This window comes from Rathayibacter sp. Leaf296, from assembly GCF_001423045.1.
Lineage (GTDB): Bacteria > Actinomycetota > Actinomycetes > Actinomycetales > Microbacteriaceae > Rathayibacter > Rathayibacter caricis.
In genome coordinates this window covers 1,274,919-1,288,667 of the sequence record NZ_LMNR01000002.1, presented here as the reverse complement: position 1 = coordinate 1,288,667, position 13,749 = coordinate 1,274,919, and the positions used below count along the sequence as shown (strand labels likewise).

Here is a 13,749-nt window from a genome sequence, read left to right as displayed (position 1 = left end):
CCGGGCCCGCCGCTCCCGCGGGGAGCGCATGCAGCCCTTGCTGGTCGAGTAGCCCCGGAGGGGCGTATCGAGACCGGCGTCACCGGGAGTGGCGGATCTCGATACGGCCGCGGAGCGGCCTACTCGATCAGCAAGAGGGGGGAGAGCGCCGCGCTGCTCGATCAGCGGGGAGGGGACCGGCGCTACTTCGCGAGGAACTCGAGGACGCGGGCGTTCCACTCCTCCGCGTGGCTGACGTTGACGCCGTGGGGGCCGCCCTCGACGACGTGCAGCTCGGAGCCGGGGATCGCCGCGTGCGTGCGCGCGCCCGAGCCCTCGAACGGCACGGTCGCGTCGCTGTCGCCGTGGATGACGAGCGTCGGGACGGTGACGAGCGGCAGGTCCTCGCGGAAGTCCGTGGTCGCGAACGCCGTCATGCAGGCGAGCGCGGCGACCTTCGACGACTGCTTCGCGAGCGCGAGCGCCTCCTGGCGCTGCTCCTCCGAGACGACGAGCGTGCCCTTCGCCGAGAAGAACTGCGTGGTGAAGTCGTCGTAGAACGAGTCCTGGTCCTTGGTGAGGCCGGCGGTCATCTCGGCGGCCTGCGACGTCGAGAGCGGGCCGTCCGGGTTGTCGGAGCCCTTCATCAGGTACGGCGGCACGGCGGAGGCGAACACGACGCTGCGCAGGCGCTCGGTGCCGTACTTCGAGAAGTAGCGCGCGACCTCTCCGCCGCCCATCGAGAAGCCGACGAGCGTGACGTCCTGCAGGTCGAGCTCGGTGAGGAGCGCGTGCAGGTCCTCGGTCAGCGTGTCGTAGGTGTAGCCGGTGAGCGGCTTGTCGCTGCGTCCGAAGCCGCGGCGGTCGTAGGTGACGACGCGGTAGCCGGCGGCGGTGAGCGCCGGGACCTGCTCCGACCAGGACTCGCCCGAGAGCGGCCAGCCGTGGATCAGGACGATCGGGCGGCCCGAGCCGCCGGTGTCGTCGACGTGGAGGTTCGTGTCCTTGAAGAGGCCGTGGTGCGCGGTGATCTCGGTCATGCGGGTTCTCCTTCCGGCGCCGTCCGTCGGCGTCGATGGTGGTTCGAAGGAGACTAGGCAGCCGGATGGGGAGAGCGCCCGGACGGCGGGGAGGCTTGACAGCGGCCTCCCCGCTCCGGCGGGATCAGGCCAGGTCGTCGACCGCCGCGAGGATCTCGTCGGTCTCGGTCCGGGTCGTGTAGTCGACGTGCACGTCGGCGAAGCGCACGACGCGGCCCGCGTCGACGACGAGCGCGGTCGGGAACGGGATCGCGGGGGTGTCGTCGGCGTTGGAGTCCTTCACCGCGAATCCGAGGGACGTGTGCGCCTCGATCGCCGCGTCGCTCGGGGCCGTCACGATGCCCAGGCGCCCGGCGAGGGTGTTGCCCGGGTCCGAGACGACGGTGAAGCCGAGCTCGCCGTCGCCCGTCGACCGCGAGCCGTCGGCGGTCTGGGGGCTGATCGCCACGAACGCGACCCCGCGCTCGCGCAGGGCCGGGGCGAGGGTGGCGTCGTAGTGGCGGAGCGTGAGGTTGCAGTAGGGGCACCAGGCGCCGCGGTAGAAGACGAGCACGGCCGCGCCCTCACCCAGCACGGAGGACAGCGCGACGGAGTCGCCGTCGACGGTGAGGACCGTCGCGTCCGGCAGTTCGTCGCCGGCGGACACGGCGTGGTCGGGCACTCCGGCCGAGACGAGGTCGGCCTGCTCGCCGGCGAAGACCGCCGCGAGGTCGTCTCCGATGGCGGCCGTGAAGCCGGTGGTGAACTCGGCGGACTGCTCGCCGATCGTGGGCGTCGCGTTCGTGGTGGGCATCGTCGTCTCCGTCCGGCGCCCGCTGCTCGGCCGCTCCAGCGGCGATCGTAGGAGGGGTAGCTCGACACCCGCACGGGGGACGTCATGATTCGTCACAGGCGGGGCGGCCGGGAACGACGGACGCCGCCCCGGCCGAAGCCGGGACGGCGCCCTGGAGGAGTGCGGACTACTGGAATCCGCCGCCGCGGTCCTCGTGGTCATCGATCGGGTCGGAGTCGGGGGCGTCGAGGGTGAAGGTCACGTGGACCGACTCGCCGACCTCCGTCGCGGCGACGGCGGTGTAGACGAGGTGGGTCTCCTGGCCGTCCACGGCCGCGTAGACGTCCACCTCCTTCTCATAGCCGCCGTCGGTGCTGACGCGGGTCTCGGTCTGCCCGTCGAAGGGGCCGCCCTGGAAGAAGGCGAGGTAGCTCTCGCCCTCGGCGAGTTCGCGGATGTCGTTGCTCATGGTCCAGGTCTACCACTCGCGGTCGGGCGTCCGCCGGACCTTGCGCTGGCGCGCGGGGAGCGGGCAGGGGGTGCGCGCGAGGATCACCGGGTGCGCCGAGGGCGGCGCTCGGAGGCGAGAACGTAGGATGTCGGGGATGACGATCGGACGCCGCACCTTCCTCTCGGGAGCCGCCACGGGGGTCGGCGTCCTGGTCCTCGCGGGCTGCACGCCGCCGCGTCCGACGCCCACCCGCTCGGTGACGAAGGCCCCGGTCCCCACGCCGAGCACCACCGCCGTTCCGACGCCCTCGGCGTTCGTGCGCTCCGCCTGGGGCACCGATCCGTACGCGCTCGGCAGCACCTCCTACCTGCCCGTCGGAGCGACTCCCGAGCACCGCGACGACCTCGCGCAGAACGTGCTCGACCGCGTCTTCTTCGCCGGGGAGGCGACCGACTCGTCCGAGCCGGGCACCCTGCAGGGCGCCTGGAACTCGGGCGTCCGCGCCGCCGGCGAGATCGCGGCGGTCGCGGGCGACGGCGAGCGCATCGCGATCGTCGGAGCCGGGCTCGCGGGGGCGATCGCGGCCCGTCGCCTGGTCGACGCGGGCTACGACGTCACCCTCGTCGAGGCGCGCGAGCGCACCGGGGGTCGCATCGCGACCACGCAGCCCGACGGCTGGCCCATCGCGGTCGACAGTGGAGCCTGGGCGCTGGCCGGCGCCGGCCCGGCCCTGCGCGAGAGCGTCCTGGACGCCGGAGTGGGCACCACTCCGATCGATCTCGCTGCGATCCGCTCGGTCGCGGCCGACGGCTCCGTCCTCGACGTCGGCACGACCGGCGCCGATGCGCTGACCCGGGCGCTGGAGTGGGGGGCCGAGCAGTCCGCGGACGTGCCGCTCGCCGAGGCCTTCGCCGGGTCCGGTGCCGCCGACCCCGCCGAGGCGGAGGCGGGCAGCGGCGACGGCGAGCCCGAGCGGGTCGCCGCGTACCTCGCGGGAGGCGCGGCGCTCACGACCGGAGCCGCCCCCGCGGAGCTCTCGTCCTGGTACGGGCTCGGTGACGCCTCGGCCGCGACCACCGCCGAGGAGCTCGACGACGACTCCGAGCGCGCGGACGCCGTCCTCACCGACGGCCTCGCTCCGCTCGTCGCCTCGCTGCTCGAGGACGTCGAGGTCTCGCTGCGCGCCGTCGTCAGCGGCATCGGCTACGACGAGGAGGGCGCCAGCGTCCGTCTCGCCACGGGGGAGTCGTTCTCGGCCGACCGCGTGCTGGTCACGGTGCCGATCGGGGTGCTCAAGACCGACGCGATCGTGTTCGACCCGCCCCTGCCTTTCGCGCACCGCACCGCGATCGCGGCGATCGGCTCCGGTGTCGTCGAGACGCTGTGGCTCCGCTTCGACGAGTCGTTCTGGGATGCGGACGCCGACGCGGTGTCGGCCGTGCGGTGGTCGCTCGTGGGCTCGGAGGCGGGCATCACGGAGTGGGTGAACCTGCAGCCGGTCACCGGGGAGACGGTGCTGATCGGCCTCGTCGGCGCCGATCAGGCGCTGTCGCTGCAGGCGCTCAGCGACGACGAGCTGCTCACGGTCGCGGTGACGGCGCTGGAGCCGTTCGCCGTCGTCCCCGACTGACCAGCTCGCGCAGCCTCGCGAACGGGCCCCGCCACTCCGCTGTGTGCGACTCGCCCAGCGGGCGGACCCGGCTGAGCGCGACGACGAACGCCGCGATGCCCGAGATGAGCCCGAGCACGATCACGTCGTAGACGACGTACATCACCGGGCCGTCGACCTGATCGGGGTCGAGGAAGAAGTACGGGTACCAGCCGATGAGGGCGCCGCGGACCAGCGTGATGACGCCCCAGACCACCGGGAAGCCGAGCACGGTGAGGGTCGAGCGCCACGGCACGGGACGCCGGCCGGGGCCGAGGAGCCAGTCGAGCATCGCCAGCGTCGGGATCACGAAGTGCAGCAGCGCGCTCGACCACGGCACGTCGACGCGGACGCCGCGATTGCCGGCCTCCACGGCGATGAGGCCGAAGACGATGCCCGAGACCACCATGTAGGTCAGCACGAGGGCCCGCACGGTGCTGAGCCAGCGGGGCTCGCGGGTGCGGGCGAGGGCGACGAGCCCCGAGAGGCCCAGCAGGACGACTCCGGCCATGTTCGACTGGGTGGTGAAGTAGGCGAAGAAGTTGTCGATCTGGAACGCGCGGAAGCCGAGCGTGTAGAAGAAGTCGGCGACCAGGCCCACGGCGCCCAGACCCGCGAGCGCGAGTCGGAGGATCGCGAACGCCTTCCGCACACCCGCTCCGATCCGTCGTCACCTGAGTCCGGCGGGCCGGACGTCCGTGCGATTCTACGGTCGCGCCCCTCCGAGCTCCCCCCGCGCGGGTGGTCCCGGACGGGACCGGCTGTCGCTTGCCGACGCCCGCCCTCGCCGCCGGGATACCGTGGAGCATGCCGTTCACTCCGAGCCACGCCGTCGTCGCTCTGGCCTTCAGGAACGGCCGCATCCCCGCGAGCGCCGTGGCCTCCGGCGCGGTCATGCCCGACCTCGGGATGTACCTGCCGTGGGAGGGGGCGCGCAGCGCGACCCACTCGCTCCTGGGCGTCGTCACGGTCGATCTGGCGCTCGGCGCCGTCGGGCTCGCCCTCTGGATCGTGCTGCTCGAGCCCGCCTGGCGCGACCTCGCGCCGCGGATCGTGCGGATGCGCTTCCGTCCGCGCCGATCACGACCGCGGGGTGCGCGCGCGTGGGTCACGGCGCTGCTCCTGACGGCGGCCGGCATCGTGATCGGAGCCGCCACGCACGTGGTCTGGGACGCGTTCACCCATCTGTCCGGCGCGGGGGTCGTGGCGATCCCCGCGCTCGAACGCGACCTCGGGCCGTTCCCGGTCTACAAGTGGCTGCAGTACGGCAGCGGGGTGCTCGGACTCGTGGGCCTGGGCATCGGAGCAGTGGTCTGGTACGTCTCTCACCGGCCCCGCCCCCTCGCTCCCGATGGGCGCACCGCCGTGCGCCTCGCGGCCTGGTCGGTCGTGCTCGCGGCGGCCGTCGTGCCGGTCGGGATCGTGCTCGCGGTGGCGGGCTTCGATCCGCTGGCCCCCGAGTACCGCTCCTCGGTCGTCGACGCGGCGATCCTCACCGTGATCTGCACGGGAGGAGCGGCCCTCGCCATCGCCCTCCTGCATCGGCTCGTCGTATCCCCGGCCCCCCACCTCCCGGCGGGTGGGGATCCGTCGTGAGGAGGATGCGCAGGTCCATAGCCCGCCGATAGCGTCGAGATCGGCCCGTTGGGGCGGGCCGCCTTCGGGGGAAGGCACAAGGGGAAATCGAGGGCTCGCGGCCGATGGCCGCGGGCCCTCTATCCGTTCACGGGCGGCGTGCCGCAGGACCTCAGCGGCGTCGTGCCGCAGAACCTCAGCCGGGAGTGCCGCCAGCCACGATCGCGGCTGACGTCCCGTCTCGGCAGAGGTTCTGCGCCGGGTCAGCGGCGCTTGCCGCCCTTCTTGGTGCGGACGGCGGCCGCGGTGCGCGAGGTGCTGCGCGGCGCGCCCTCGCCGGCGGCGCCCTTGGGCAGCACGGACGCCGGAGGGATCGGCCGGCGGGTCACCGGGCGCACCGGCTCGCCGCGGCGCGCCTGGCCCGGGATCGGCCGCGAGCGGCGGCCGTAGATCAGCTCGGACGAGTCGAGCAGCCACGGCACCAGCGCCACGGTCACCCCGTGCACGAGCAGCAGCTTCTGGCGGATCCGGCGCGACTTGTGGTTGTGGAGGAACGACTCCCACCAGTGGCCGACGATGTACTGCGGCATGTACACGGTGGTGATCTCGGACCCGTGCTCGAGGCGGTGCGCCTTGATGTACTTGATCAGCGGGTACGAGATGTCGCGGTAGGGCGAGGCGACGCAGCGCAGCGGCACCTGGATGTCCATCCGCTCCCAATCGGCCTTCAACTGGGCGGTCTGGGCGTCGTCGATGGAGGAGTGGACGGCCTCGAGCGTCTCGTGCCGGGCGGCGATGGCGTAGTCGAGCGCCTTCAGCGTCGGCTTGTTCATGCGGCCCACGAGCACGATCGCGTGGTCGCCGTTCGCTCCGAAGGTCGTGGTCGGGTCGACCTCGATCTCCTTCTCGACGTCGCGGTAGTAGCGGTAGACGCCGGCCATCAGGACACCCAGGATCGGCATCACCAGGTAGACGAGCCAGGCGCCGTGGGTGAACTTCGTGATCGTGACGATCACGAGGACCACGAAGGTCAGGGCCGCTCCGAAGAGGTTGATGCCCAGGCTCGTGTAGACGGTGCGGGAGCCCTCGCCCTGCTTGATGAGCCGGATCCAGTGCTTCACCATGCCGGTCTGCCCGAGGGTGAACGAGACGAAGACGCCGATGATGTACAGCTGCACCAGGCTCGTCAGCGAGGCCTGGTAGACGAGCAGGATGATCGCGGCGACGAGCGCGAGGATGATCACTCCGTTGGAGTAGATCAGGCGGTCGCCGCGGGTGTTCAGCGACTTCGGGGCGAAGCCGTCGCGGGCGAGCACGGAGCCCAGCAGCGGGAAGCCGTTGAACGCGGTGTTCGCCGCGAGCAGGAGGACCGCCGCGGTCGCCGCCTGGATCACGAAGAAGAGGATCGAGCCGTTGCCGAAGGTCGCGGCGGCGACCTGCGCGATCACGGAGCGCTGCGGAGTGTCCTCGCAGCCCGCGAAGCCGACGAGGTGGCACGCGTCCTCGGCGTAGTGCACGTCCGAGACGAGGGCGAGGGCGGTGAGACCCACGAAGAGCACGATGGCGATGGAGCCCATCGCCACGAGGGTGCGCTGCGCGTTCTTCACCTTGGGGGCTCGGAACGCCGGCACGCCGTTCGAGATCGCCTCGACGCCGGTGAGGGCCGCGCATCCGCTGGCGAACGAGCGCAGCAGGAGGAGCACGACGGCCGCCTGGGTGAGCTCGTCGGCGCGGACGGTGTAGCCGGCCGACTCCGCGACCGGGGCGTCGCCCAGCAAGGTGCGGACGAGGCCGACGACGACCATGACGAAGACGCTGACGACGAAGAGGTACGTCGGGATCGCGAACGCCCTGCTCGACTCCGAGACGCCGCGGAGGTTCACCGCGGCCAGCAGCACCACGAAGAGGATCGCGAGCTCGACCCGCAGCGGCGCGAGCTCGGGGACCGCGGAGATGATGTTGTCGACTCCGGAGGCGACCGAGACCGCCACGGTGAGGACGTAGTCGACCAGGAGGGCGGAGGCGACGGTGAGGCCGGCCGTCTCGCCGAGGTTGGTGCGGGCCACCTCGTAGTCGCCGCCGCCGGAGGGGTAGGCGCGGATCAGCTGCCGGTAGCTCAGCACCACGACGAGCAGCAGGACGACCACGCAGGCCGCGACCCACGGCGCGAAGGTGAGGAACGAGAGCCCGCCGAGCAGCAGGATCATCAGCAGCTCCTGCGGCGCGTAAGCCACGGAGGAGAGCGGGTCGCTGGCGAAGATCGGGAGCGCGAGGCGCTTCTTGAGGAGCTGGCCCTCGAGCTTGTCGCTCGAGAGGGGCTCCCCGATGAAGAAGTGCTTCGCCGTCCGCAGTTCGCCGGCGTCGGAGGCGGAGGCCAGCGCGTCGGACCCGGGGCCCTCTTGTGTCACGAGCGACGACATTACTCCGTGCGCAAGGCGAGTCAAGCCGTCACGAGCCCAGCCGTGAGCGGGCTGATCCGTCGCTGTGACCGGGGATTTTCCGACAGTCGTCGGGCAGGCGCCGCGCGAGCCTCAGGGGCGGGACGCGGCTCCGATGAGGCGGGTGAGGGAGTCGCGGATCGCGACGAGGTCGTCGAGGGGCAGATCGAGGCGCTCGACGATCTGCGGAGGCACGCGCAGGGCCTCCTCGCGCAGAGCAGCCCCCGACGGGGTGAGCGCGACGTCGAGGCGGCGCTCGTCCTCCGTGCTGCGGGTCCGGGTGACGTGGCCGTTCGCCTCCAGCCGCTTCACCAGGGGGCTGAGGGTGGCGGGCTCGAGGTGCAGCGCGTCGCCGAGGTCGCCGAGCGAGCGGGGGCTGCGCTCCCAGAGGGCGAGCAGGACGAGGTACTGCGGATGCGTGAGGCCCATCGGCTCCAGGACCGGGCGGTAGAGGCCGATGACGGTGCGCGCGGCGACGGCGAGCGAGAAGCACACCTGGTTCTGCAGGGCGAGCGGGTCCGGTTCCACCCGCTCATCCTGTCACTCGTCGCGGCACGAATGATTCGTGCCCTTACGGATTCGCGCGGCCGATCCGGGTGGCCGCGAGGCGCACGTCCCCGTTCGGGGGTCACCGGTTCTCGCGCGGGGAGGAACAGGATGAGCCCATGAACCGTCTCCGCTCCGACTCCGCCCGTGTGGTCCAGTACTCCCGCTTCGGCGGAACCGACGTGCTCGAGGTCGCGGAGGTCGAGAGGCCGGTGCCCGGCCGGGGCGAGGTAATCGTCGAGGTGCTCGCCGCGGGCGTGAACCACATGGAGGCGTTCATCCGCGAGGGCCGCTTCGACTCCGACCACTCCGCCGTCTTCCCCATGCGCCAGGGCACCGACCTCGCCGGCGTGGTCGTGGGCCTGGGCGAGGGGGTCACCGATCTCAAGCTCAAAAGCGACGTGGTCGGCCACGCGCTCGTGGGCTCGCACGCCACCCACGTGGTCGTGCCGCGCGAGAACCTCGTGCCCAAGCCCGCCTCGGTCAGCTGGGAGGTCGGCGGTGCGCTGTTCCTCGCCGGCGTGACCGCGTGGCGGGCACTCGAGGCGGTGCATGTCGCCGCGGGCGACACCGTGGTCGTCTCGGCCGCGGCGGGCGGGGTCGGCAGTCTCGAGATCCAGCTCGCGAAGCTGCGCGGGGCGACCGTCATCGGCACCTGCGGCGAGCGCAACTTCGACTACCTCCGCCAGATCGGAGTGAAGCCGATCGTCTACGGCGACGGCATCGCCGAGCGCATCCGCGAGGCCGCCCCGGGCGGTGTCACGGCGTTCCTGGACAACTTCGGCGGCAACGACGAGCTCGCCGCGTCGCTGGGCATCGAGGGCAGCCGGTACCACTCGAGCGACGACCGCAAGGAGATCGAGCTGCGCGCCGTCTGGCCCGACGCCGAGACGGCGGCGCAGGACACCGAGATCCTCGGCGAGCTGGTCGGCCTCGTCGCCGCGCAGAAGCTGCGGGTGCTCGTCTCGGGCTTCTACCCCTACGGCTTCGTGCAGGACGCGTTCGACGACCTCGAGAAGCGGCACTCGCGCGGCAAGATCGTGCTCGGCATGAACCCGGTCGACTCGGCGCGGGTGATGAAGGCGCGCGATGTGCACGACGCGCAGCGCTGAGGCGGCTCGGCTGACGCGGGTCGCCTGATCCACGGGCGCTCCTCCGCGGGTCCGCTCCGCGCGCCATGATGGTGCCCGGAGGCGCGCCGTCCGCGCCCCGGGGAGGGGCCCTGTGGAGGAGCCGGTCGTCGCGATCGTCTGGATCGTCTCGTTCGTCGTCGTCACCGTCCTGGTGACCGGGCTCTCGGGCCGGGTGAACTGGTCGGCGCCCGTCGCCCTCGTGGCGGTGGGCGCGCTCGCCTCGTTCGTGCCCGGGATCCCCGAGGTGGTGGTCGAGCCCGACGTGGTGCTGTTCGGGATCCTGCCGCCGCTGCTCTACGCGGCGGCGATCCGCACCTCCGTGCTCGACGTCCGGGCGCGCGGCGACAGCATCCTGCTGCTCTCGGTCGGCCTGGTCGTCTTCACGGTGCTCGTGGTGGGCGCGGTGGCCTGGGCGGTGGTGCCGGCGATCTCGATCGCCGCGGCCCTCGCCTTCGGGGCGATCGTCGCTCCCACCGACGCGGTGGCGGTCACCGCGATCGCCGGACGGCTCCGCCTGCCGCGCCGCATGCTCACGGTGCTCGAGGGCGAGAGCCTGCTCAACGACGCGACTGCGCTGGTCGCGCTGAACGCGTCGATCCTGGCTCTGGCCAGCACCGTCACTCCGGGCGGGGTCGCCCTCGACTTCGTGCTCGCCGTGGTCGTCGGCGGAGGCGTGGGCATCGTCGTCGCCGTGGTGCTCGGGGCCGTGCGCAAGCAGGTGCAGTCCTCGGTGCTCGACACGAGCCTGTCGCTCGTGACCCCGTACCTCGCCTTCATCCCGGCGCAGCTGCTGCACGGCTCGGGAGTGCTCGCGGTCGTGGTCGCCGGGCTCTACCTGGGCTTCCGGGCGCCGGTGATCCAGTCGGCGCAGGCGCGCATCGCGGAGTCGCTGAACTGGCGCACGATCCAGTTCCTGCTCGAGAACGCGGTGTTCCTCTTCATCGGGCTGAGTCTCGCGTCGGTCGTCGAGGCGACCGCCGACTCCGGGATCGGGCTCTGGCAGACGGTGGGCATCAGCGCTGCCCTGCTCGCGACGCTGATCGGCAGCCGCGTGCTCTGGATGATCATGACGACCGTGCTCTACCGGCACGGGCCCCGGCGGCTGCAGCAGCGCGGCTGGACCTGGCCGACGGCGATCGGCGTCTCGTTCGCGGGGATCCGCGGCGTCGTCACGCTGGCCGCCGCGTTCCTCCTGCCCGAGGAGACGCCGCAGCGGGAGTTCCTGCAGTTCCTCGCCTTCGTGGTGGTGGCGGGCACGCTCGTCGAGGGGCTCGCGCTGCCGAGCCTGATCCGCGTGCTGAAGCTGCCGCCTCCGAACGACATGCAGGAGCACGTCGAGAAGCAGATGCTGCTCGCCGAGGCGCAGACGGCCGGGCTGGCGCGGCTCGACGAGGAGCCGCAGGACGGAGTGGAGGAGCGGGTGCTCGACCGGCTGCGGCGCAACGCCACGTTCCTCGCGGACGCGCTCGAGAACCCTCCGGCGGCCGAGGACTCGGAGCCGCTGACCCACTCGTACAACCGGCTCCGGCGCGTGATGATCGCGGCCGAGCGGGAGGCGGTGCTGCGGGCGCGCGCCGAGGGGCGCTACCAGGAGCCCGCCGTGGTGAGTGCTCTCGCGTTCCTCGACGTCGAGGAGGAGGCGCTGGCGGTGGGGCGCGAGTAGGCGCGTCGGGTGGCGCGTTCGTGGGCGGAGAATGGGGTGTCCTGCGCGTGCGGACGCGGAGGAGGAGCATGACGGGCCCGGAGGCACTGCCCGAGACGACCGCGGTCGTCTCGCCGACCCCCGCCGACCGCCTGCGCGCGGCGGTCGCCGACACGTACGAGCGCGGTGTCCTGCTCATCGGACTCGGCGTGCCGATCAGCATCCTCGTCGTCCTGGGCAAGATCGCGCTCACCGTCGCGGCGCCGTCGCTGTTCCTCTTCGCGAACGTGCTCGTCACGGCCGCGGTCGCCGTCTCGCGGGTGCTCGTCTTCCGGGCGCACCACTCCCGGCGCGGCGTGCGAGCCGACTTCGCCGTGCAGCGACGGCTCTACCGGGTGATCGGGCGGATGATCGCGATCAGCGCTGTCCTCTACACGGCGGCCTCCGCGTGGGAGTTCGTCGACGACTCGCCCGAGGCGGCGTTCCCGCAGCCGATCGCGCTCGCTCTGGCGGTCATCGCGCTGACCGAGCTGACGTTCGCGATCGTGGGCACGATCACCGCCCGGCGCCAGCGGGCCCTGCTGCTCGAGGCCGCGCGCCTGGCGAACATCGCGGCGGCCCTCGTGCTGCTGGTGCTCGCGCAGACGGCGCTGCTCAGCCTGGTGCACGCGGAGTCGCAGGGGCGGATCGACGCGGTCAGCGGCATCGTGATGGGCTCGGCGGCCGCGCTGATCGGCATCGGGATGCTCGTGCGCTCGCGGATCCCGCGCGGACGCTTCTCGCCGGATCCGCTCGAGCGGGCGCGGCTCGACGACTGAGACGCGCTGAAGGGCGGGGATCCCGTGCGGGGCCCCGCCCTTCAGCGGTTTCTCGCGGGTCGTGCCGGGGTCAGCTCAGGGTCGAGCGGACGGAGGCACGAGCCTGCTCGAGCGCAGACCGCAGCGCGTCCACGCTGGCCGGCGTGACGGAGCCCTGCGAGGCGGCGGTGCGGAGCTCGGCCCGAAGCTCGTCGCGGAACTCGGTGAGCAGCACCTCCGCGTCGCGCAGGGCGAGGCGGGAGGCGGTGCGCGCGTCGGTCGGCGCGGGGGTCGACTCCCGAGCGGGCTGGGCGGCCGGCTCGTCCTGCGTGCGCGGGGGCTGCTCGGCCGAGTGCTCGGGGGCGCGGTCGCCGCGATCCCCGCGGGCGTCGCGGGCCGCGCTGGCGAGGTCGGCGCGGAGGCTCTTCATCGCCTCCGCGACGCCCAGGCGGACCTCGTCGGCGAGGCGGCGGACCGAATCCGTCAGCTCGTCCTCGATGTCGCCCAGATCGGTGGCGCGGTTCGCGAGCTCGGCGCGGCCCTCGTCGGTGATCGAGTAGACGGTCTTGCGGCCGTCGGCCTCCTTGGTGACGAGCCCCTCCTCCTCGAGCTTCGCGAGGCGCGGGTAGACCGTGCCGGCGCTCGGGGCGTAGGTGCCGCCGAAGCGGTCGCTGAGGGCCTGGATCAGCTCGTAGCCGTGCTTGGGCGCCTCGGCGAGGAGGCTGAGCAGGTAGAGGCGCAGGCGTCCGTGCGCGAAGACGGGGCTCACAGTGCACCCCCGTCCATCGGACGCTGGTCGTCGGTCGGGGAGCCGGCGTCGGGGGAGCCCCAGCCGGCGCTCTCGCCGACGGAGGCGGAGGCGGTGGCGCCCGCGGAGCTGCGGCGCACGACGACGACATCGCCGGTCACCGAGTTGGCGGCGATGTCGACCCACTTCGAGTCGAGGGATCCCGTGGTCGAGGTGTAGCCGCGGCCGAACGTGCCGCGCACGACCGAGCCGTCGAGCTGCAGGGTGCCCGAGACGGTGTTGATGCGGTAGCGCGCGCCGAGGCCCTCGTCGATGCGGACGGTGAGGTCGCCGCTGACCGTGTTGGCCTGGATCTCGTCGGGGGTTCCCTCGGCGTCGACGAAGACGCTGCCCGAGACGCCGTCCACGGTGAAGCGGGTGAGGGCGCCGGCGGCGGTGACGTCGCCCGAGACGGTGTGCGCGGCGACGCGGCCGGTGTGGTTGCGCACCGAGAGCTCGCCGTGCACGGTGTTCACGTCGATGTCGCCGTGCAGGCCGTCGATCACGACGTCGCCGCCGACGGTCGAGACGCGGGCGTCGCTGTGCAGGCCAGAGACGAGGCCGTCGGCCGAGACGGTGTCGAACTTGAGCGCGACACCGCGGGGGACCAGGAGGCTCACGTCGGCGCGGTCGCCGCGACGGCCGAGGCCCTTCACGACCTCGACGATCGAGTCCCAGCGCAGCTGGATGTGGTCGATCTCGAGGCGGTCGCCGTCCATCGAGACCTTGAGCGGGCGTCCGCCGACGCTGTGGACCTCGACGCGGGCGGTCGGCTCGTCGTGCGCGATGACGTCGATCTGACCTCCGACCAGGGCGATCTTGACGGAGCGGACGACATCGAGGTCGATGACCTTCGATTCGCCCGCCTGCACGAGCCATTTCTCGAGCGACATGCTGTCCTCCTTCTTCTTCTCGCCCCGGAGTGGAGCGGATGCGTGTGA

At 72.4% G+C, this 13,749-nt stretch carries 13 protein-coding genes; 5 read left to right on the top strand and 8 right to left on the bottom strand.

Features of this window, described 5'->3' with window-relative positions; all coding sequences use genetic code 11:
* Positions 1–182: 182 nt before the first annotated feature.
* From ASF46_RS16250 to ASF46_RS19240, 3 genes are all read right to left on the bottom strand, one after another.
* The gene (locus ASF46_RS16250; RefSeq protein ID WP_056868488.1) at positions 183–1,019 is read right to left on the bottom strand and encodes an alpha/beta fold hydrolase; all 837 of its coding nucleotides are present in this window, start codon (positions 1,017–1,019) and stop codon (positions 183–185) included.
* Between the two features lie 124 nt (positions 1,020–1,143).
* Complete coding sequence (locus ASF46_RS16245; protein ID WP_056868487.1) at positions 1,144–1,812, bottom strand: peroxiredoxin-like family protein; 669 nt, start codon at positions 1,810–1,812, stop codon at positions 1,144–1,146.
* A 166-nt stretch (positions 1,813–1,978) separates the two neighbouring features.
* Positions 1,979–2,260: a hypothetical protein gene (locus ASF46_RS19240; protein WP_056868486.1), complete on the bottom strand. Its 282-nt coding sequence runs from the start codon at positions 2,258–2,260 to the stop codon at positions 1,979–1,981.
* Between the two features lie 136 nt (positions 2,261–2,396).
* On the opposite strand from ASF46_RS19240, the gene ASF46_RS16235 reads away from it, so the two are divergent.
* Positions 2,397–3,872, top strand: coding sequence for an NAD(P)/FAD-dependent oxidoreductase (locus ASF46_RS16235; RefSeq protein ID WP_056868485.1), 1,476 nt, complete (start codon positions 2,397–2,399; stop codon positions 3,870–3,872).
* Here the strand turns inward: ASF46_RS16235 and ASF46_RS16230 are convergent.
* Entirely contained in the window at positions 3,823–4,542 is a 720-nt protein-coding gene (locus ASF46_RS16230; protein WP_056868484.1) for a Pr6Pr family membrane protein, read from the bottom strand. The two genes, ASF46_RS16235 and ASF46_RS16230, sit on opposite strands and share 50 nt — an antisense overlap.
* Positions 4,543–4,697: 155 nt before the next feature.
* Between ASF46_RS16230 and ASF46_RS16225 the strand changes: the two genes are divergently transcribed.
* Positions 4,698–5,486, top strand: a complete 789-nt coding sequence (locus ASF46_RS16225) for a DUF4184 family protein (RefSeq protein ID WP_056868483.1) — start codon at positions 4,698–4,700, stop codon at positions 5,484–5,486.
* Between the two features lie 242 nt (positions 5,487–5,728).
* Here the strand turns inward: ASF46_RS16225 and ASF46_RS16220 are convergent, their stop codons facing one another.
* Together ASF46_RS16220 and ASF46_RS16215 are read right to left on the bottom strand one after the other, a co-directional pair.
* Positions 5,729–7,885: an APC family permease gene (locus ASF46_RS16220; RefSeq protein ID WP_082485565.1), complete on the bottom strand. Its 2,157-nt coding sequence runs from the start codon at positions 7,883–7,885 to the stop codon at positions 5,729–5,731.
* A gap of 111 nt (positions 7,886–7,996) precedes the next feature.
* Positions 7,997–8,431, bottom strand: a complete 435-nt coding sequence (locus ASF46_RS16215) for a MarR family winged helix-turn-helix transcriptional regulator (RefSeq protein ID WP_056868482.1) — start codon at positions 8,429–8,431, stop codon at positions 7,997–7,999.
* 137 nt (positions 8,432–8,568) lie between these two features.
* On the opposite strand from ASF46_RS16215, the gene ASF46_RS16210 reads away from it, so the two are divergent.
* The 3 genes from ASF46_RS16210 to ASF46_RS16200 all read left to right on the top strand — a co-directional run bounded on the left by ASF46_RS16210 (position 8,569) and on the right by ASF46_RS16200 (position 12,042).
* Positions 8,569–9,561 carry an NADP-dependent oxidoreductase gene (locus tag ASF46_RS16210; protein ID WP_056868481.1) on the top strand — a complete coding sequence of 331 codons (993 nt, stop codon included), beginning with the start codon at positions 8,569–8,571 and terminating at the stop codon, positions 9,559–9,561.
* Between the two features lie 112 nt (positions 9,562–9,673).
* A complete protein-coding gene (locus ASF46_RS16205) occupies positions 9,674–11,245 on the top strand; it encodes a cation:proton antiporter (protein ID WP_056868480.1) in 1,572 nt (523 codons plus the stop codon).
* A 68-nt stretch (positions 11,246–11,313) separates the two neighbouring features.
* Positions 11,314–12,042, top strand: a complete 729-nt coding sequence (locus ASF46_RS16200; protein WP_056868479.1) for a hypothetical protein — start codon at positions 11,314–11,316, stop codon at positions 12,040–12,042.
* A 70-nt stretch (positions 12,043–12,112) separates the two neighbouring features.
* Here ASF46_RS16200 and ASF46_RS16195 read toward each other — a convergent pair whose 3' ends face one another.
* Positions 12,113–12,790 carry a PadR family transcriptional regulator gene (locus tag ASF46_RS16195; RefSeq protein ID WP_056868478.1) on the bottom strand — a complete coding sequence of 226 codons (678 nt, stop codon included), beginning with the start codon at positions 12,788–12,790 and terminating at the stop codon, positions 12,113–12,115.
* The gene (locus tag ASF46_RS16190; protein WP_235576975.1) at positions 12,787–13,701 is read right to left on the bottom strand and encodes a DUF4097 family beta strand repeat-containing protein; all 915 of its coding nucleotides are present in this window, start codon (positions 13,699–13,701) and stop codon (positions 12,787–12,789) included. The genes ASF46_RS16195 and ASF46_RS16190 overlap by 4 nt, the downstream gene beginning before the upstream one ends.
* Positions 13,702–13,749: the final 48 nt, after the last annotated feature.